At 43.0% G+C, this 20,507-nt stretch carries 19 protein-coding genes; 2 read left to right on the top strand and 17 right to left on the bottom strand.

All coding sequences use genetic code 11. The features are described 5' to 3' along the window. Positions 1-238: 238 nt before the first annotated feature. Entirely contained in the window at positions 239-1,174 is a 936-nt protein-coding gene (locus tag FO446_RS14865; RefSeq protein ID WP_237901032.1) for an ABC transporter ATP-binding protein, read from the top strand. Position 1,175: 1 nt separating this feature from the next. After that, positions 1,176-1,940, top strand: coding sequence for an ABC transporter permease (locus FO446_RS14860; protein WP_173609156.1), 765 nt, complete (start codon positions 1,176-1,178; stop codon positions 1,938-1,940). A gap of 83 nt (positions 1,941-2,023) precedes the next feature. Here the strand turns inward: FO446_RS14860 and FO446_RS14855 are convergent, their stop codons facing one another. From FO446_RS14855 to FO446_RS14775, 17 genes are all read right to left on the bottom strand, one after another. Continuing rightward, positions 2,024-3,568 (bottom strand): aldo/keto reductase, encoded by a 1,545-nt coding sequence (locus tag FO446_RS14855; protein WP_232772900.1) that lies wholly within the window; start codon positions 3,566-3,568, stop codon positions 2,024-2,026. Further along, on the bottom strand, positions 3,565-4,347 hold the full coding sequence (lgrE, locus tag FO446_RS14850; protein WP_221866906.1) for a linear gramicidin aldoreductase LgrE: 783 nt from the start codon (positions 4,345-4,347) through the stop codon (positions 3,565-3,567). The genes FO446_RS14855 and lgrE overlap by 4 nt, the downstream gene beginning before the upstream one ends. 21 nt (positions 4,348-4,368) lie before the next feature. After that, positions 4,369-5,703, bottom strand: coding sequence for an efflux RND transporter periplasmic adaptor subunit (locus tag FO446_RS14845; protein ID WP_232772899.1), 1,335 nt, complete (start codon positions 5,701-5,703; stop codon positions 4,369-4,371). Positions 5,704-5,727: 24 nt separating this feature from the next. Continuing rightward, a complete protein-coding gene (locus FO446_RS14840; protein WP_232772898.1) occupies positions 5,728-8,847 on the bottom strand; it encodes an efflux RND transporter permease subunit in 3,120 nt (1,039 codons plus the stop codon). A 238-nt stretch (positions 8,848-9,085) separates the two neighbouring features. After that, positions 9,086-9,841 carry a CPBP family intramembrane glutamic endopeptidase gene (locus FO446_RS14835; protein WP_221866909.1) on the bottom strand — a complete coding sequence of 252 codons (756 nt, stop codon included), beginning with the start codon at positions 9,839-9,841 and terminating at the stop codon, positions 9,086-9,088. Position 9,842: 1 nt separating this feature from the next. Then, positions 9,843-10,466, bottom strand: coding sequence for an SdpI family protein (locus FO446_RS14830; protein ID WP_173609162.1), 624 nt, complete (start codon positions 10,464-10,466; stop codon positions 9,843-9,845). Positions 10,467-10,482: 16 nt separating this feature from the next. Next, the gene (locus tag FO446_RS14825; protein ID WP_007729097.1) at positions 10,483-10,740 is read right to left on the bottom strand and encodes an autorepressor SdpR family transcription factor; all 258 of its coding nucleotides are present in this window, start codon (positions 10,738-10,740) and stop codon (positions 10,483-10,485) included. A gap of 369 nt (positions 10,741-11,109) precedes the next feature. Then, positions 11,110-11,580: a hypothetical protein gene (locus tag FO446_RS14820; protein WP_237901031.1), complete on the bottom strand. Its 471-nt coding sequence runs from the start codon at positions 11,578-11,580 to the stop codon at positions 11,110-11,112. A 158-nt stretch (positions 11,581-11,738) separates the two neighbouring features. Next, positions 11,739-12,350: a DUF4304 domain-containing protein gene (locus tag FO446_RS14815; protein WP_237901030.1), complete on the bottom strand. Its 612-nt coding sequence runs from the start codon at positions 12,348-12,350 to the stop codon at positions 11,739-11,741. Positions 12,351-12,397: 47 nt separating this feature from the next. Continuing rightward, positions 12,398-12,742, bottom strand: a complete 345-nt coding sequence (locus tag FO446_RS14810; RefSeq protein ID WP_237901029.1) for a ribosomal maturation YjgA family protein — start codon at positions 12,740-12,742, stop codon at positions 12,398-12,400. A gap of 71 nt (positions 12,743-12,813) precedes the next feature. Further along, positions 12,814-14,049 carry a HAMP domain-containing sensor histidine kinase gene (locus FO446_RS14805; protein WP_237901065.1) on the bottom strand — a complete coding sequence of 412 codons (1,236 nt, stop codon included), beginning with the start codon at positions 14,047-14,049 and terminating at the stop codon, positions 12,814-12,816. Positions 14,050-14,053: 4 nt separating this feature from the next. Further along, positions 14,054-14,752, bottom strand: a complete 699-nt coding sequence (locus FO446_RS14800) for a response regulator transcription factor (protein WP_217367011.1) — start codon at positions 14,750-14,752, stop codon at positions 14,054-14,056. 85 nt (positions 14,753-14,837) lie between these two features. Then, complete coding sequence (locus FO446_RS14795; protein ID WP_237901028.1) at positions 14,838-16,826, bottom strand: ABC transporter permease; 1,989 nt, start codon at positions 16,824-16,826, stop codon at positions 14,838-14,840. A 24-nt stretch (positions 16,827-16,850) separates the two neighbouring features. Then, entirely contained in the window at positions 16,851-17,537 is a 687-nt protein-coding gene (locus FO446_RS14790) for an ABC transporter ATP-binding protein (RefSeq protein ID WP_221866914.1), read from the bottom strand. A 25-nt stretch (positions 17,538-17,562) separates the two neighbouring features. Beyond that, positions 17,563-18,282 carry a lipoprotein BA_5634 family protein gene (locus FO446_RS14785; protein ID WP_237901027.1) on the bottom strand — a complete coding sequence of 240 codons (720 nt, stop codon included), beginning with the start codon at positions 18,280-18,282 and terminating at the stop codon, positions 17,563-17,565. 196 nt (positions 18,283-18,478) lie between these two features. After that, complete coding sequence (locus FO446_RS14780) at positions 18,479-19,072, bottom strand: flavoprotein (protein ID WP_237901026.1); 594 nt, start codon at positions 19,070-19,072, stop codon at positions 18,479-18,481. An 18-nt stretch (positions 19,073-19,090) separates the two neighbouring features. After that, positions 19,091-20,491, bottom strand: a complete 1,401-nt coding sequence (locus FO446_RS14775) for a lanthionine synthetase C family protein (protein ID WP_237901025.1) — start codon at positions 20,489-20,491, stop codon at positions 19,091-19,093. Positions 20,492-20,507 lie beyond the last annotated feature (16 nt).

Raw genomic sequence — 20,507 nt, 5'->3', positions numbered from 1 at the left:
GTAAAAATTGACAATTTCTGACAACTCCCGTTTTCAATGCTGCACTTCGCTCAATTTGACATTTCACTCTGATATGAAATTGCCTCTGTGTCTCCATCTCCAGTTGGTTTTGCCCATTTGGTAATCAACTCATTACCTTTACAGATTTTTAATATTCCGAATTGGATAAAAAGGTTACGATATGAGAGCTGCACATGAAATTGGAGTCACAGAGAAATCTAGGAAAGGGGATTTTTTTATGGAGCCTGCAATCGTCATTAAGGATCTCAAAAAATCGTTTGGAGACAAAAAAGTTCTCGATGGCATTTCCCTCTCGATTCCCAAAGGTAAAATTTTCGGTCTACTTGGACCTAATGGAGCTGGAAAAACAACCTCTCTACGTATCTTGTCCTGCCTCATTGAGCCTACGTCAGGAGAAGTCACTATCCTCGGTCATCAAATCAGCAAAAATAAAGAAGAGATTCGCAAAAAAATTGGTTGTGTAACGGAATCTCCCGGGGTGTATGACAAGCTTTCTCTGTTGGACAACCTGGAATTCTTCGCCTCCTGCTACCAGATTCCCAAAGCCAAGCGTGCTTCACGCATCGAGTATTTGCTACGCCAGTTCGATTTGTGGGACAGAAGAAATGATCCTGCCGGCAGATTGTCGAAGGGAATGAAACAAAAACTTTCGATTGTTTGCGCGATTTTACACGACCCAGAGGTGCTTTTCTTAGACGAGGTCACAGCCAATCTCGATCCGGTCAGCACCCGGAAGCTGAAAGATCTGATTCGCGAGTGGGCTGCATCTGGAAAAACGATCATCTTTTGTTCACATATCCTCGCAGAAATTGATGAGTTATGTCATGAATTCGCCATCATTAAGGGTGAGGTGATTCGATTAACCACCCCACAGAAGTTCCGCGAAGAGTGGACCACCTACAATGTGCTTCTTGACGTAGGAGCGGATTTGAATAAATCGGAACAGATCATTAAAGCCGCCGAGGAAGTGGAGACGTATAAGCGCACCGAAGATCAGTTCCATCTGAGGGTAGCCAATCCGAAGACCTCAAACCCTCAGCTGGTCAAAAAGCTGGTTGCTGCGGATATTACCGTCAATTACATAGCACCCATCTCCGTGTCACTGGAGGACTCCTATCTCAGCTTGTTGAATCAAGAAAAGGAGGCGATCTAGGATGCCGGGATTTGTTATTCTCCGGGAATGGAAAGAGCTTTTCGCTGCCCGCTCCGTATTGATTACGAACCTTGCGGCACCATTCGTTATATTGATTGTCGCTCTGATCACTACTGTATTTGCCCAAAACGGTAAAATGGAGTTCATCCTTAACCTGATGAAATTGACCAATCCCCTCCTTAACATGGCAGGTACAGATGGTCATATAGCGATTGCCCGCTTCTACTTCCTTTTGTTCCTGATTGTACCGGCGATGATCCCCTTAACATTTGCCACGACGAGTATCATCATGGAAAAAATGACAGGAACATTGGAAAGCGTACTGGTCACCCCGATTTCCACCAAGGAGTTTTTGCTCGGTAAGGTCTTAGCTTACTCCTTGCCTTCCATCGCTTTGACCTGGGTGGTACAGCTAATTTTTCTAGGGTTCATCTTTGCAACCTTTGACAATGCTGGCGAGTATTTTTCCATCGTATTTATTCTCGCGATGCTCCTGCTGGTTCCATTTATTTCGATCATCAGCGTATCCATGAGCGTCATTGTTTCCTCCAAAGTTGACAACGTCGCAGCAGCCCAACAATTTGGTGCCATACTGGTTCTGCCGATCATCGGACTTGCTGTCAGTCAGGTCATCTTCCTCTCCATGATGAGCAATCCGGTAATCTATCTGGGTATGGTCACGCTTTGTGCGGTGGTAGCCCTGATCCTGTTCCAGATAAGTATTAAAGTGTTTGATCGCGAGCATATCATCAGCAAGTGGAAATAACCGAGGGGATGAAAAATAACCACCTTATGAAATCGTTGTTGTTACACGATTCCATAAGGTGGTTTTACTTTTGGGTTTTGTTTTTAGCCAATAACCGCTTTGAGAGTTTGCGTCATCGTATGCCAGTCTTCTTCTTGCATGATCGTATCTAAAGGTCTCTTCAATTCCATTAGTACATCCTCTACATAATGCTCACGTCTCATCCCTACGAGGACACTGTGCACCTCTGGAGTGGCACGCATCGTTCTAATCGCGGATTGGCTGAGGTTATCTGTTGTCATTAAATGCGGTTTCACCCTCGTCAGCTCTTTCGAGATATCCAGTGAACGCTGGTAGTCTTTCGGGGCGTAGTAGCTCTGCAAAGCTTCTGCTGTCTCCATGAGAGCTGCCTTGTAAGTATCCAGCCATTGCTGCGTCTGGTCGTCCAAGCCCTCATGCCTTTTAATCGTATTGCGAATATCTTCGATGATCGGTTCAAACAAGAAGTTTCTCACATTTTGCACATTTGTGGCAGAGTATAGCTTTTTCCAGTATTTGCGAAGTGTAGCTCCAGATGATATTTTTTTCTTCAGCTCTTTCACATCTTCCTTCTCCATTTTTAATAATGGCAAGACGCGATAGACGATCTGATCCTCTACATCATCTACACGATTCAAGCAATCCTTGATTCGACGAATGGCTTCTTTTTCGTCAATGACCGCGCTCTGATCTAGTTGGATGTTCGTCAGGCGGAAGATTTTTTCCTTTGCTGTCACATCTAACGTCCGGTTGGTCATGACACCAAGCCCTTTTTCCTTGGCAAATAACAAGGCACTCTTGCCTTGCGCATGACTTTTTTCCAGTATGGCACCGGATTCGTACATGTTCATTGGAAACTGGATGACGCGAAAATGGTGATTCGGCGTAATCTTTTCTGCAATGTCCCAGAGGGTATCTAACGCAACAAAATCAAATTCTTTGACATTGCTGACAAACGAATTGGCACTGACACCATAGCATTGAATCCGACCTGATTCTACTTCTTTCTCCAGATGTCGAAAAGCCTTCTCCACTCGCTCTAATAATTCATCATACGCTTCCTGTTGTTTGATCTTTTTCATTTTGGCCCATAGCAAATACCACTCTGGATTGTGCAGCATGTAGCAATCAATCGTGTCAACCTGCAAGCGCTGCAGGCTACGTGTCAGCTGGTCTTGAAGATATTCAGGGTGGATACATATCGACATTCCTTCGTGTACCGTCGTGAAGTCTTGATACGGTTTTCCTTCCGCTGTCCTCTTCGTCGTTTCCTCGGAATCCTCGCCTTGTACGATACCGGCCTTGGACACGATTACAAGCTCTTCCCGCTTTATTTTTTCCTCACTTATCAGCTGCTTCAGCACATTACCGATGACTTTCTCGGCGCTCCCATTTGTATACATACTACTCGTGTCAATCAAGTTAATTCCTTCGAGCAACGCTTTACGGAGAGCCTGCTGGTACTGCTCATCCTGTTCATCAATCCGGTACGTTCCGAATCCAACCTGACTGATCCACACATCGAAGCTGCCAAATTGCTTATAGAAAAGATGGGGATTGGCCTGAGCTAGGCGCTGTGTCCCCTCTCGTGTTGCTTTTCCTGTCATCATCCTATCCCCCTGTACCCAGTAAGATAATTTTGAAGAGTTGACCCCACAATACTAATGACTTGGTCCTGTTGCGAATGGATGAAGAAATGGTCCCCTTCCAGCATGTAGGTTTGAAAAGCAGCGTTCGTGTGATCTGCCCAGGCTTCGAGATGTGTTATGGAAAAGTCAGGGTCCTGCCAACCGCCAATGGCCGTTATTCCCAACTCCAGCGGCTCCTCGTCTTGATACCGATACGTCTCGCATATCGTGAAATCGGCCCGAAGCGTAGGGAGAAGCATATTCAGAATCTCCTGGTCCTCAAAAATTTCCTTTGGCGTGCCATTCATCGTTCGTACGCCCTCCAGAAACTCTTGATCCGGGAGATGATGGATGGCTTCACCCGGATCTGGTAGATGTGGAGCATGGTATCCGGATGCAAACAGGTGCTGCGGCTTGAGGTTGTAATGTTTGCGTAAATATCTGGCCAGCTCAAAGCTGACCAGCGTTCCCATGCTATGTCCAAAAAAGGCAAACGGTCGATTCAGATAGGGAAGGAGCGCTTCTGCCAAATCACGAATCATTACAGACAAATCCGTGTAGCAAGGCTCTAAAAAGCGATTACTTCTGCCTGGGAGCTGTACAGGACAAACGCCAATCTGAACAGGCAGCTTTTTTTGCCAATCCCGATAAATACCAGCATGGCCACCAGCATAGTGAAAGCAAAATAATAGCACTTCTGCCTCTGCCGTCGTTTTTGCAGAGAGTAGCCATCTGTTCTGGGAAACGTACATCTTTTGCATAGGTATCCTCCTCGCTATTACTTAGGGAACAATGCGAATCTTTGCATTATCTTTTAATTGTGATTGCCCCTTGATAACTACCTTGTCTCCAGGTTTCACTCCAGAGCTGATTAGTGTCTTCTCCGTTCCTTTCGAAGCAATCGAGATTTCCTTCTCAGCTACTCTTTCTCCATTCACGACGTAGGCTACCGATTTCCCATTTCGCTCGAGGATCGCATCTGTTGGTATGAGAATCCCTGCTTGTCCATTGATTGAAGAGACTTCTGCCTTCATTCCGGGTAGTAACGTGCCTTTTGGATTTGGCACTTCTATTTCCACGGGGAAAAGCTTGGATTGGTCAGAAGCCTTTAGTCCCACGTAGGTAATACTGCCCTTGACCTTGATATTTTGGGACGGAACCTGCAAATTTAGCTGTGTTCCTTTTTGAAAGCTTGCCAACGCTTTTTCAGACACATTCACCTTCACAATCATCGGGTCAAGGTTTATTACCGTTGCAATAGGCTTTTGCGGGTTGATTGTATCGCCTTCTTGGACTTGGATATCGGTAATAATGCCGTCAATTGTTGATTTGATCAGTGTGTTTTCCAATGCATTCCTGGAAATATCCACTTCAACCTTTCCTTGTTGCACATTTGCTTGCGTGACTCGTCCATTTTTATCGGCTGTATTCACTTGTGACCGTGCAGTAATCAAAGCGGTTTGCGCCTGATCCAGCTGGCTTTGATACTGGTTTTTTGCTTGCAGATACGCGTTTTCCGCATTCTCAAGCTCACCTTTGGACAAAGCTTTCTGTTCAAACAGCTTTTTTGAGCGGTTGTAATTTGCCTGCGCGAGCGTCAATCCTTGTTCCATCGTACGCTTGACACTCGCATAGGTTTGCTCCGCCTGCTTCAGTTGACTGTTAGCCAATTCGCCAGACGTCCCCATTTTGTTGGAATGCTCAAGATTTGCGTTGGCGACTGCTAATGCTGCCTCAGCTTGGCGCAGTTTCAATTGCGCTTCGGTTTGATCCAGCTTTCCGATGACTTGTCCTTTTTTTACTGTATCCCCTTTCTTTACCAGGATTTGAGAGACGGTTCCGGTAGTTTTGCCGTAAATACTCACATCCGTGTTAGCGAATACCTCTGCAAGCAACCTGTCAGAGTCTTTGAGTTCTCCTTCTATGACTTCCTCTACTTGAACATCAACGGAATTCTCCACTTTAATGGTTTCAACCTCAGTGCCGGACTGGCTTTCGGTTGGTGTTCTTCCTTCTTTTGAATTGGTATTGTCTACGGATTGTGAATTGCATCCCGACAGTATTGTCAAGCCTAAAAGACATGCCACGCCTGAGCTGATTAGCTTCGTCTTCTTCATATTAAGTAAACTCCTCCCTCTGCCTTACCCAGACTTTTTCATATCGCGTAAACTTCTCAGTACGGAAATGAACATATCTTCACTTGGCTCGATCTCCGCTTCTTTGGTATCAGGGGCAAAAAACTCTTTTTTGATCCGATACAGCAATTCATACCCGATAGGAACCACGAACAAGGTCAGGATCGTCGAAGTAACGAGTCCACCAATGACCACAATCGCCAAGCTTTTAGTCATCAAGGCCCCTTCAGAAAAGCCGAGGTAAAGTGGCAAGAGCGCACTGACTGTCGCAACAGCCGTCATAATAATGGGTCGTACGCGGGTAACGCCAGCTTCGACAACTGCCTCACGCATAGAAGTCCCTTCCAGTCTTCGCTGCTGGATATTGTCCACATACACAATTGCATTGGTAACAACGATTCCGACCAGCATCAAAAAGCCGATAAGTGCCGTTATATCGAGAACGGTATCCGAAATGAACAGACCAAATAATCCGCCGATCACAGCAAGTGGCAGGGACAGTAGAATCGCGAGCGGAGCTGTAGCATTGCCAAAAGTGATGAGCATGACGATGTAGACGATAAAAATCGCTGCACCAATGGCTAAAAGCATATCTTTAAAGCTTTTTTCCATGTCACTTGAGACACCTTCAGATGACAATGTAACTCCAGCAGGCAATTTTTCCGCTTGCAACATCGCAAACAGGAAATTACTCGCACCACCTTTGTTGTCGCTCGTGATATCTGCTGTAATTTGCACGAATTGTTTTTCGTCCTTGCGCATGATTTGTGATTGGACTTTTTCTTGGTCAATCTCGGCAAAGTCCACCAAACGAACTTGTTGCTTGCTTGGCGTTTGGATGTAGATATTATTCAGTTCCTCTAACGATTTCGCATGGTTTTCACTGAGTCCAAAGAAGAGACTATAGTCTTTGTCGTCGACTTTGATCTTGCCAATTCGGGTATCCGAGACCAGGAGGTTGACTTCTTGAGCCACCTGTACAGGGGAAACGCCCAGTTCCGAGGCTTTGTCTCTATCGACTTTGATGACAACTTCATTTTTGAAATCATTCAGATTGTCCTTCACGTTGGTCAACAGCGGACTTACTTTCAAGTTTGATTTGACAATTTCGCTTGCCTCTTTCAAACGATCCAGATCTGGTCCATACAGAATCACCTTGAACTTGTTGGTATCGCTGCTACCAGGTTTCGTCAAGGCCATTTCGGTTCCTAGTGGAATCATAGGTTTGACGATTCCCTCAAATTTTTTGATGGTTTGGTCGAGATTCACATCTTGCCCTATTTTGATTAGTAAGAGGGCTTGGTTCGATTGGCGTATTTCCGCTTCATTTTCAGAGCCAAGATTGATTTCTATGTACTCTACTTCAGGCTGCTCCATCAATTTACTTTCGACCTGGGCAACCGTTTGATCGAGTCCATCTAGTTGTGTACCTTTTGGCATCGTTACTTGTGCGAATATGTACTTCGCTTCCGGATCAGGAAACAAACCGTATTTCATATACGGGAGAAGCGCTAGACTTGCGACAAATAGAACGAGTGACAGAAATCCGACAGCAGGCTTGCGGTTGAGTGACCATTGAAGCAACTTCCTGTACGTGTCAGACCCTTTCCCATGTTCATATTCCTTGATATTGTGGTCTTTTAAAATCATCAGCTTGGCTAACAGTGGAACAATCGTCACGGCTACTAATAGTGAGGCAAACAGCGAGCAGACGACGGTTAGTGCAAATGGGCGGAATACTTCTCCGATCATCCCCCCAACAAATACAATGGGTAAAAATACGGCGGTTGTCGTAAAAGTCGATGAGGTAATGGCATGTAGCATTTCGTGGGTGGCGATTTGAATCAAGCTTTCCTTGCGTTCTTTGTTCAATTGCAAATGGCGGAAAATATTCTCGATAACGACGATACTGTCATCCACGACTCGTCCTACAGCCACTGCCATCCCGAACAGTGTGATCATATTGAGAGTAATGTCCATCCAGGACATGAAAATCAGACTTACTAAGATGGATGTTGGGATCGAGACTAGGACGATGAGGGTCGCTTTTACATGACGTAAAAACAGCAAAATGACTACAGAAGCCATAATAGCTCCAAGCAAGCCTTCCTTGAGCATGCCGTTAATCGAATTCTTGATATCGACAGAAGTATCATAAATCGTGGTAAAGGTTAAGTTCGGGTACTCTTCTTTCAAAAGGGATAATTTTGCATTAATGGCATCACCGGTTTCTACCGCATTGGCGTCACGCGTTTTGTAAATATTGATGTTAATTCCATTCTTTCCGTTATAGCGGCTGATCGAATTAACGACTTCATCAAAATTGATTTCAGCGATATCGCCAAGTCTTACGTAGGTAAGCCCATTTTTAGGGTCACTTGGGAGGAATATCTTGGTGTTACGAATATCTTCCACTGTGAGGTAACGGCTCACCACGCGAATGATGCGCTCTTCCCCATCCTCGATGATCGAACCGATAGGCAGGGCTACGTGATTGTCAAGTAAAAGCTGTTTCAACTGCAACGGAGAGATTCCGTAGTAGTTTAGCGCATCTACCTTTGGCAGGATTTTCATTTCTTTGAATTGCCCGCCTATTGTTGATACTTTATCAACACTTTCAATGCCTTCTAACTCTTTGAGTACGGTTTCTTTTACATCGTTGTCAAAATGATCGAGTCCACTCTCCTTATCCTGTCCTGTCACGAACAGATAATAGACGGGTTGATTGCTGAAGCCCTGAATCATTACTTGCGGTCTGTTTACTTTACTGGGAAGCGCGATACTGGAGATTCTTCTTTCCAGCTCGTCCCTGACAGCTTGTACATCTGAACCGGTCTCCAAGTAAACCTGTAGCGTGGAACTATTGTTGCTTGAGTATGACTCCACTGCCTTAACGCCCGTTACATGCCCAACTTCACGTTCCAATGGCTTCGTTACATCATCGAGAACATCTTCTGGTGATGCATCCGGATAAGTCGTATTGACTAGAAGCACAGGGAAAGTGATATCCGGCATGTTCTCTACCTTGAGAGACATAGCGGCAATGATTCCACTAACTACGATAAGCAGGCTCATAATAATAATAGCTGTTGAATTTCTGAGAGAAAAATTCGTTAGAAAACGCAAGGCATGCCCCCCTCATTCCTAATAAATTCCATCCTCTATATTACCCCTCATTTTTTCCGTATTCAATAAATTTCCATAAAAATTAAAATTTGTTTTTCATACCGCTTTCTTGACCAAACAGAAAGAAGACCAAAAACCACCTTACGACGGAGTTTTTGATCTGCTTACTCGATTAAGCTCTCGAAATGTTAAAAAATTGTATGTTTTCTACTCACACGGAATCGTGAGGGAAACGGTCTTATTGAATGAAACCATGAAGGACGATATCCCCGATCGCGTGTGCAATCATTGCGTACTCCAGCCCGCGCTTCCAGTAGAGGTATCCGTATAATATACCTGCCACCCCATTAAGGGCGAGCGTGCGAATGAACAAAAGCGGGGTAATCTCACCAAAATAAACATTTGCCGCAGGGAGATGACCAAGCCCAAATATAAGGGCTGCCCCAATGATGCCTGCCCAGTACATCCATGGCTTAGGGGAGGATTTACGTCCGAATAACTTGCTCAAAATCCACACGATCATGGTCATCATGAATAAACGAACCATGACTTCCTCGTATACTCCACCTTGAATGGCTGTCAGGATGCCTGCCCAAACCGACACTTCTACGTCTTGGGCTTTTTCTGCCAAGATTGGTAGTAATGGTTGGAAAACGGCGAATTCCAGTAGGAGCAGCAGACCTGTTGCTGCAAATCCAAAGATGACTGCTTGAATGATTCCCTTTTTATGAAAGGACTCTCCACCCGTTTTATATAACCACTTCCGAAGGACAGGGGCATCCAACCCAACCTTGGTTGCGAAAGTCAATCCAATCCACGAAAACAGAAACGCCATGATGGTTCCTTGTAAGACGAAAATTGCCATTGCAACCGGGATCGGGAGAGGTACCAGGGCTAATGCATCCCCGCCAATTGCCAGCAAATAGGGAATAGCTGCGATAAAACCGATAGCGCTCACCAACGATAACAGAAATGCTATTTTCAAGTTTTTCATTTTACTTTCTCCTTCCTGTTTTTTTGTAATAGTAGTGGCTGCTTGCAATAGAAATCAGAATTGTCACCAACACAATGATCAACATTAGGATGTAATGTAAGGTTGTTGGTAAGAATGAGGTGAGCATGATGAGAATTCCTCCGATGAAGAACACACGGGAACTCAGTAGGTGGGTATTTTTCCAGACCTCTTCACTAGCGAGTGACCATGGCGTGCGTATCCCAATCAGATAGTTATGTCGAAAACGAGGCATAAAATTCCCTATTGTTACAAACAGAATCCCCAAAATAAGGGTTACGAATATCCCAATATTTAACATATACCCATATCCATATGCGATTATCACGCTATGGATGACGAGAAGTACGATCATTAATGTATGCAAGATTGTATCGTGACTGCTTTGGAACTTTTGGTAATACTGTTTTTGACTGCGAACAGCCACGAAGAGAAACAGCATCACAACCGGAATGAAGGCTACACCCACAACCTTAGGCGCAAAACCATTCGGTTCACCATTTGGTCCCCAATGAATGACCATCTGATCCGGCATGGAGGGATAGCAAAATACACTTATGACTACACTGATGGCAAATAATAATAGAGACAAATTGGACTTATTCATGTGACTCCCTCACTTTCTAATGGAATTGTATAAACCATTTTAATAAGTCTTGAAAAACGGTCGTATTCAGAGAGTAGTAAATGTTTTGCCCTTTTCGTTCGTCGTAAACCATTTGTGCCTGTTTCAACAAGCTGAGGTGGTGGGAGATGCTGGGCTTTGTCATTTGAAAATGATCGGCAATTTCTCCAGCCGTCATATCTTTCTCCCGCAAAAGGTCAAGAATCTTTCTTCTTGTGGGATCAGAGAGTGCCTTAAATGCGTAATTCATTGACATAATCAATCGATCCTACTTTCATACGTCATTTTTAGATATTTAGGAATTTATCTAAATATTGAATTGAAAAATGCCTTGTGCCAGATCGTAAGGCACAACTGGAAGGAGGAAGTTTTTTGAATCGTTCATTTCCATATCAATTCTACCACAAATTACAAAATTTATCCAACCATTCTGATACAGTTTATCCTAACTCAGATAAGTATTTACTTCCATAGCAATTCCAAAGTAAGTAGAATGTCGAGTGACATAAGCATTTTCTGGCAACACGCAGTCAGTATCCTTGGATATATCACTCGACAAGAATCAATCTAAGCGAGCAATCTCATTCTATTGTTTCCGCCGACTTTCATGAGCACATCTTGTCAATTACGATTGGATTCGTGAATATCTAAAGGTATGCCAAATTTCATTATCATCCTTAATGGTTAGATAGATTTGCCCCGCTCCATAATCCGCCATGGCTACGTATACTTTTCCAGGGGTATAATCGCCTACATATTTCCCATAATAATCGCTATCAAATGTTAAACTTCTTCCCGATATTTCAAAGGTTACCGATGTCCCTGTCGCTGCTATGCATTTGACATTTACTTTATCTACTGCTGGTTGTTGATAGGTTTGATCATTCTGGGTTTGCACTGGGCTTTGCTGTCTGACAACTTCTAAATCCTTTTTTAATGCGTCATTCTTTTTTGTACATGCTGACAAGGCTTCTTGTACTTCCGCCAGACGTCGCTCTAATCTGGCAATGTGTCTCAGTAATTCGTAATCGTTGTAGTGTCTGCCTTCTCCCGCCGAAATTGGATAATAACCCTCTTGCGGATACCACCCGTACATATATTCCCTCCTCCATTGGCTTTCACACACTTTACGTTATGGATTTTACGCCTAACTCGTTCGCCTATTTTGCCAAAAATTGGTTTTGTGCTAACTCCACTAAATGAGACAGCGGCCACCTAAGACCTGCATATAAAGTCTTAGACTGACCGCTGTTTTTATCGCTTATCAAATTCCACTCCATATTTATTGAAGATGGCCGTGTATTTATTCTCGAATATGGTCCATCGCTTTTCTGTTCCGTACTTTTCCTGCAAAGCCTTCCAATAATGTTTAGCCGCTGCTACATCATTGGATTGGAATAGCAAATGAAAGCTCTCTTCGCTCAGATGTAAAAATGGCCCTGAAGTGTAATAATCCACAATAGATCTGGCACTGGTCATCGTTTCATAGAAATGAATCGCCTCTTCTAATCCACTTAGAAGTGTTTTTCTTACATCATCCATATTCGTATCCGGAGTGATTGAAAATCGATCTGGTACAGACTCAACAATCTCCCCCATTCTTGCTCTGAAGTGACACTCCGCTTCTAGAGGTGCTGTTAGAATCTCTCTCGATTGTATTTGTGCCAACTCCGGTGCATAAATACCACAGTTCACATAAAACATTACATGGTTCGCTGCATTGCCAGCAGATTTTTGGAAGTTGAACATGTAGATGAGGCTTTCGGTTTTCTTAGTGAAATTCAAACCCTTCTTTGCGAAGCCACGCTTAGAAAGGAACGGCTTTACGTCCTGTTTCATCATATCAGTAAAGAGCTGCTGCAACATGATCCCTCCTAGAAGATTTTTTTGGTATGTCGTACATCCGCCCAAAATCAGGAGCGCTTACGCCAAGGCCAGGCTAGGTCGAGCAAGGCAGCGATGGCTGCTCCCACCGTGTACCGCACAAGATCCGCCGTCAAAAAGCCTTTTCCTAATACCAACGCCCCAAGCGTTGTCTCCCGTAGGTAAATGATCCAACCGGCCTGATACAATTGGCTGCCCTCGATCGCAAAGCAAAACGCGAGGCTGCACCACAGTGAAAAAGAAATCTTTTTATAAGTATAACAAGTGCGAAAGCCGAAGTAGATCATGCACGCCCATAATGCATCGCCAAAATGCTCAGCTACAAAGACAGGCAACACATCGTCGAATACTCTGGACCCTAAACCCAAAGCCATAACAGCAAAAACGGCTACGATATAGCCACCCCTGGCTCTCCATCCACACGTGGAGTGCTTGTTACGCGTAATCAAAACTTTATGAAAGTAATCGTAAATTTTGTAAAGCTGTCTTTCTCACTCTCCACTTTAATCAAGGCACGATGTGCTTCGACAATGGCTTTGACTAGCGCCAATCCAATCCCAGTCGAATCATGCTTTTTAGAATCTGTTGCTTTGTAAAATCGATCAAAAATATGCGCCAATTCCTTAGTTGCAATTCCTTCTCCAAAGTCTTGAATCACCAACTCCGTATAAATAGGCGTATCTTTTACGTGAATGATGATTGTACTGCCGGGTTTTGAATGTTCGATCGCATTCTTCAGCAGGTTCATCAAAGCTTCCTGCATCCATAGTTTATCATGGACAACGACGATTTCCTTGGGCGCATCCCAGTCAATCGCTATATCCTTATCAATGACCATCTTTGCCAAGCCATCCAGAACTTCCTCGATCGTCTCCACCAAATTGGCTGGTTCTTTAACAAACGAAATAGCTCTGGCGTCGATTTTCGCTACTTTTAACAAATTTTGAATTAAGACATTCATTCTGGAGATTTGAACTTCATTATTTTGCAAAAGTTGAACTTGCTGCTGACGAGGCAGCTCTGCATTTAATAACATTTCATTGTATATGGATATCGTGGAAAGAGGCGTTTTTAATTGATGGGAGATATCTTGCAGAATTTGTGCTAAAAACTCTTTCTCTTCCAGAAGATCCTGCATGCTTTTTCGGATAATATCCTTCATGGAACGAAAGGAAGCCGCTAGTTTGGCAAGATCCCCTTCCTTATTTTCATTGATGACTACCGAGTAGTCCCCGTCGATTATTTTTTTAGCTGCGGAAGTAAGTTGTCTAATTTTATGGAAGACCATCTTGAATTGCATATAGCTTGCGCCTAGCAGAATCAATCCGAAACAAATCAATCCCCAATAAATCCATTGATTATGGCTGGAAATATGTTTATTTAATAGGGGAAAAAGCTCTGACTCCAAATCTTCATATAATCCATACTGTCTAAAGAGCTCTCTTCCTTTTTCCCGATACTCATTTGAATTAGATGCGTGATTTGTTAAGACCTTCATAATTTCCGCTTCATTCTCGGGATTTTGTTCAACCAATCTAGCCGTAATTTCACCCCAGGTTGCAATGGAGTCGCTTTTCACAGCATCATAAAACAGTTGATGGGCAATAATCTGGTGAATGGTAAATAGTGATAACAGAACGGCCAGTATCGTCATATACCCTTTCAATTCGGTATTCTTCATCATCTTACTCGCTACTCACATCCTTATTCCACCGATAGCCTAATCCTCTTTGGGTGACGATAAACTGCGGATTTTTGGGGTCATCTTCCACTTTATCTCTTAGACGCTTGATGTATACAGAAAGCGTGTTTTCATCAAAAAAAGCATCTTCTCCTTCCGATACTTTCATCAAGAGATCATCTCTTTTTAGTGCTTTATGGGCGTTCATCATGAAAGTAAGCAGAAGCTTGTATTCAAGATTGGTTAATGGAATGCTTTCCTGATTTTTATAAGCCTTGACGAGGTTCGTATCCATTTTTATATTTTCAGATACTAAAGTGATAGAAGATGTTTGCAACCGTCCACGTTTGCGCAATTGCACTTTCACTCTGGACATGAATTCTTTGACTCGGAATGGTTTCGTTATATAATCGTCTCCGCCAATATCCAGTCCCATTACTACATTTGCTTCCTCATCCAAGGCCGTTAAGAAGATAACAACCGATGAATCGTTTTGTTTTTTGAAATGCAGACATAAATCATAGCCGTTTCCATCTGGAAGGCCGACATCTAGGATCGCCAAATCAAAAGGTTGAAGTTCAAACTGGTGTTTGGCTTCTTTTACACTAGAGGCTCTGACTACCTCATAGCCTTCATTTCTCAATGAGAATTCGATGGCTAGACCAAGCGCCTCATCATCTTCCACGAGCAATATTTTATGCAAGGTTGTCCTCTCCTCATTTTCATTCCAGTGTTCAGCCATTGACCAATCCGAAAAGCCCGACTATAAAATAGCCAGGCCCATTTTATCATTGTTCCCTGATCACATCGATAAGATTATCTTTTTGAATTTTTCTCAGTGGCAATAGAACAGATAAAAAGCTGATGATCAAAGCTGAAACAAACGTAATGAGACAAGCTTCGTAGGGGATCGTCCATTCGACCCTCAAGACACCGGAAGCCGCCAAATAGATAATATAAGACAGTATACAACCGAAAAAGATCCCTTGCAAACTTCCAGAAAAACCGTAAATCAGCGCTTCATAGATGATCATTTTTTTCAAATCCCTTTGTGACATGCCTATGGATTTTAACGCAGCAAGTTCTTTTCGTCTGATGATGATGCTGATCGTAATCGTATTAAGGATATTGAGACTGCCAATCAAAGAAATGACTGTGATAAAACTGTATACCAGCACTTTTATGACGAGCTCCGAATCTTTCTTCACTTTATTCTCATCGATGTGATTTACAATGGAAATGGCGTGTTTTTTTCCAACAGAGTCCTCGATGTGAGCAACAGTTGCAAGAGATTGAGTCTTATCCTTCAAATCGATTTCAAAATGGATGTCCTGTTCCTTCACTGCGGATACATTTTCAACTGACTTCAAAAGCTCCAAAATTTGCTGTCTTTCTGCTGAAGAATCATCATGATCTTGTTTCAGGTAGATGGATAGATCAGTTTTCGCAGATAAGTCCTTCACATATTTGGATGCAAATGCCATATCCATCATTGACGAGAAAGTAATAAACAAGACGCTGGATATAATGATGGATAGAATCGTGATGGTATAACGATTTTTATTTCTTTTGACATTTTTCAAGGCTAGGCTCAAAGGAAAAGATAACGGCTTTTTCAACACGTTATTCTTATGTTTTTTGATCGCTTCTTTTTTGATGGATAACCTGCTGCTGATGGCCAGCAGTGGGGATATTCTGCCCGCAAAAAAAGCTGGGTAATAACTGGACGCTAGTACGGCCGTCAGCGTAATGATCGAACTGATGAATAAAATCCACCAATCGATATGAAAGAACGAAACACCTGCACCCTCTTCTAAAATGATCGAGAAAATGGATTGGAGAGCAGCGACCGCCAATATGCTACATACAAGTCCAACCGGAATGGCGATGACAGCCAGCACAGCCGCTTCTCTCATCACGATTTGTCTAATTTGCTTTCGCGTAGCACCGATGCTTCGGAGCATCCCGAACTGCTTCATCCGCTCTACGACGCTGATTTGAAAAGCGTTGTAAATCACCACAACTGTCGCGATCACAACAATACTAACAACGATGACGAGCACGGCCAGAATCGATTGATTCGATCCTGGTTTCAAAACTTTGATCAATTCCTCATTGATAACCAGATCCTCGTCTTTCGTAAGTGATTTTATCTCACCTATTACCTCTTTAAAGTCCGCTTTCTCGTTTATTTCGACTAAGATCCTACCCTCTCCGATAGCAAAATCATGTTTATAGGTTAGGAAACGACCCACTTTATTTCTCTGAGTGAACGCCCGATTATCCAGTAAACCAACCAGTTGAAAGGTTTGACCATCCAATTCAAATGAGTCGCCGATCTGAAGACCCTTTTTCAAAAAAGGAAGCGTCCATGAATCGACAGCTGCTTCATGCTCATTGGCTGGTAATCTGCCATCAGCGAGACTGTAGGTTAAAAACGCCAATGCGCTATGATCAGCGAAATTCTTTTGAATAGAAACATCTCCATCTCCAACCGGAACGATTCCGCCCTGAGACATCAAGCCATACGAAGCAATTTGAGGATTATATTTGATTTTGTTTAATAGTGCTTCATCGTAATTGGAAATACCGAGATGAAAAGAAAACCCGTTTATCTTCTTGATGTTCTCGATTTGGGATAGTTGTGATCCTTTCATAAAAAGACCGACTGTCGAAATTAACGCTACAGAGAGTATGATTCCGATCAAAGTCAAAACCGTTCGTTTCATATTCCCCTTTAAATACTTGCTGCTTAATTGTTTATAGCTGCTGATCAAAATCATTCTCCTCCAGTCTTTTAGCTAATTCGCAGCAAGCCGTTGGTCTGAAATGATCGTACCGTCTTCTATCGTGATGATCCGGTCAGAAGCCGAAGCAATCGCGAGATCGTGAGTTATCAAGACAATGGTTTGATTGTATTTTTTGGCAGTCAATCGTAATAAATCTATGACTTCCTTCGTATTTCGTGTATCCAGATTCCCAGTGGGCTCATCCGCCAAAATCAAATGCGGCCGATTCATTAAGGCTCTGCCGATGGAGACCCGTTGCTGTTGACCTCCCGATAACTCGGAAGGCAAGTGGTCTTTCCGTTCATGGAGACCCAGGATTTCAATAAGTTCATCCAGATACTTCATATCTATCGGTTCCTCATCCAATAACATGGGCAACGCGATATTTTCCTGGACATTCAATACCGGGATCAAATTAAAAAATTGAAAAATAAACCCGACTTTTCTTCTTCTGAATATCGAAAGCTCATCATCTGAATAATCGTAAATATTATGATCCCCAATGAATACTTGTCCTGAAGTTGGACGATCCAACCCGCCTAAAATATGCAGCAGTGTACTTTTACCAGAGCCGGAAACACCAACGATGGAAACAAACTCTCCTTGCTGAATCGAAAGGTGAATCCCCTTTAACGCATCTACCTTGCTATTGCCTTCCCCATAACTTTTTACTACGTTTTCCATTCGTACAACTTCCATACAGTCACCCTCTCATCACCCAAACTCAATCTTGTACGTCTACGAAGTTTACTTTGTCTTCACTATTTGTGTACACCTTCTCGATTTCTTGTAAGACTTGGTTCACCTGATCTTTCTTCTTATAATCGAAGCTGCGATTTTCAAACTGGATCAAGGAGAGCGTTGACTCTGCTTCGGTTAATTGGTTGTAAGTCTGTTCGTCAACGATAACAAGATCCGCTTGTGGTATATACCCGATCCACATCTGATGGTTTACATGGGCTACAGGTACCATCTTGCCGTTCAAATCAATTTGGCCATTCTTCATTTCATCATCACTATAAGAGTAAAACAGATTTTGACCATTCGATAATTGTTTTATGCTGGTAACAGGGTCTGAAATAATAGATGTGCTGTTTGGCTCTTGTCTGGCTCTGAGAATCCCCTTCTTGACGAATTGCTCAGCGGTGGCTCGAGTAACAACCGAATATTTGATCTCTCTAGTATCAAATTCTTGACCTGTTTCTTTCTGACCTTGCTCTGACAATTTCGTAATTTTTTTCGTTGTAACCAATTTGATTTTGTAGTCCATCGCTTGTTTGGTGTTATCTTTATACAACTCTTTGACCTTATTCGCATCTTTTTCTGTGCCGATTACGAGAACGCCATCGACCGGTTGTGATGGACCTTCTACATATCGGTTTACTCCGAATCCAATCCCTGCAAAAATGACAATAGCCAACAAGAAACCTATTACTTTTTTCATCTTAACTGCTCCTTTAAAAACGATTTATGTCTGGATTATAGACGAGACTTTCCTGCAATTGAATGACTCTTGTCTAACGATTTTGACCTTCTTTCTTACAATTTAGTAAGAATGGAGCCAAGCATCAGTCTCCTCCCGCAGGATAAATCAAAAAAGACCGCTTCACTGGCAAAAGAAGCCGAAGCAGTCTTTTCTCTTATAAAGATGTAGTTGTGCTTTCTTCTCGTTGAAGTAATACATTTCTCATTTCCTGCATCACCGATGGTCCTTGTGGCAAGACGAAGTTAGGCTGCGTGGTGCCAGATGCTACTTCATAAGCCATAGCTTCTACTGGATTCACAACAATGTGACCGTCCTCTCGGAGCTGGTTTACATTTCGCTGAACCACATTTTTTGTCCACATTAATCGATTCATATTTGGAAAGAACATAACGGGTTTTGGATGCGCTAGAATAGTGGAGGTTAGCAAGTTAGGGGCAAGTCCGTTTGCAGCTTGTCCAATTACATTCGCCGTCGCTGGCAAAACAACGAACAGATCTGCCCACCGTGCTAACTCAACGTGGTTCATTTTTTTCTCAAGACTAGGCTCTTCATCTATAAATATCTCGTCACAGTAAAATAAAATCGTAGACGGCGGGATGAGTGTTGCCGCCTGTTCAGTCATCACGACTTTTACCTCTTTGAAAAGGGCTCGAAACATACTAAGATAAGGAGACACTCCTATAACGGCAATCGAGCCTGATATTCCGAGCAAAAGTTTCTTCTCCTTCAGAAATGGATCGTGTGTCATCCTTTGATTTCTCCTCTTCTAGGCCAACAGGAATGGCTGATCCCATTGTGGCTCTTGATTACTGCTTGCAGAAAGAAGAGCAAGACCAATACCGGCTGCACCTTCAAGTGCGCCTGCCTTATTGAGCCTTACTTTTCCGTCACCATTTGGTTCTATATCTTGATAACCAAAAGGGAGTAACGGATTAAAATTATCTATTAGGCACTTAGCTAAATACGCGATATGTGGTTGATAGCGCTCGTCATCTGTAGTTGTTGCCATTCTAAGCGTCATTTGCATAAGCCCCGCTTTTCCATGACAAAACGTATCTGCGTACAGATTCCAATCGGTTTCTGATCGCTTGAAAACATCATCATAAGCTTGAATAGCCAGATGACAATAAGATGAATCTTGCAAAGCTTCACCCGCTAGATAGAGCGAACGAGCTACCCCTGGTGTGCCATAGCACCATGCATCACGTCGAAACGACTGCGGAGAAAGCACTTCTTCCCCTAGCTCTTCCTCTAATTTCACTCTACCTCTCCACATAATCCCATTAGCGTCCTTTTCCTTCCAGCGCACCAACCATTCAGCTATGCTACGTATTGCCTCTCTCTGACCAGTTACTTCTACTCCTTCTTTCAAAGCAAGTGATAATAAGGCTAATGGTCCGGGAATCCCATGAGCAAGTCCTACGTTAAAATTTCCTTTCGGATACAACTCTTTATCAATGTCTAAATACTGCATCTCTTGGGTCAAGTACCACCCTGGTATTTTTCTACCATCTTCATAATCTCTTGGCTGACTTATATATACGAGATATTGCAAAACATCCTGTAAGGCGGCATGAAGAACATCGATTTGCTTACTTGCCAGTAAGTACCGTCCAATGCCTGCTACACCTTTAATAGCATCATAGATATGAGGATTACTTCCCCCTCTTTTTTTATTAAGGACATACTCATCTTCAAGTATGACCGCAGTTCGTTTAGCGAGCAATTGATCCAGCTGTCCAAGAAAACGCTGATAATGCTCCCGATTGCGTGAAGCTACCAGCGTAGCAAAGCAAATACCTGCTACTCCACCAAACATGGATTCGCTTGAAATTCCAACGGCCTTAATTTTTTCTTGAAGAGCAAGAAGATGTTCATGAGCAACTATATTCCAACCTTGATCAGGGAAATGTCGATCCAGCTCGGCAAAAAAGAGTATCGTACCGGGATATCCGTGAGAAAGAGTAGCAGCCCCCCAAGGCTGTTGATGAATCGGCCCTACGACACTGATGTTATCTTTATTCATTACGACTTTTTCTACTTGAATGGGATCTCTCAAACACTCGGCTACCTTGAGCGCAGTAGATAAAGCCTTTGTTCTTAACTCTTCATTTTTCATCCCTTTCCATGCTGGATTAGTCGTTACCACTGCTTTATTTGTCTCCATACTTTTCCTCTCTCTT

The sequence above is a fragment of the Brevibacillus brevis genome (assembly GCF_022026395.1).
Taxonomy (GTDB): domain Bacteria; phylum Bacillota; class Bacilli; order Brevibacillales; family Brevibacillaceae; genus Brevibacillus.
Note: the sequence above shows the minus strand (reverse complement) of the source record. Positions and strands in the feature narration are given on the sequence as shown.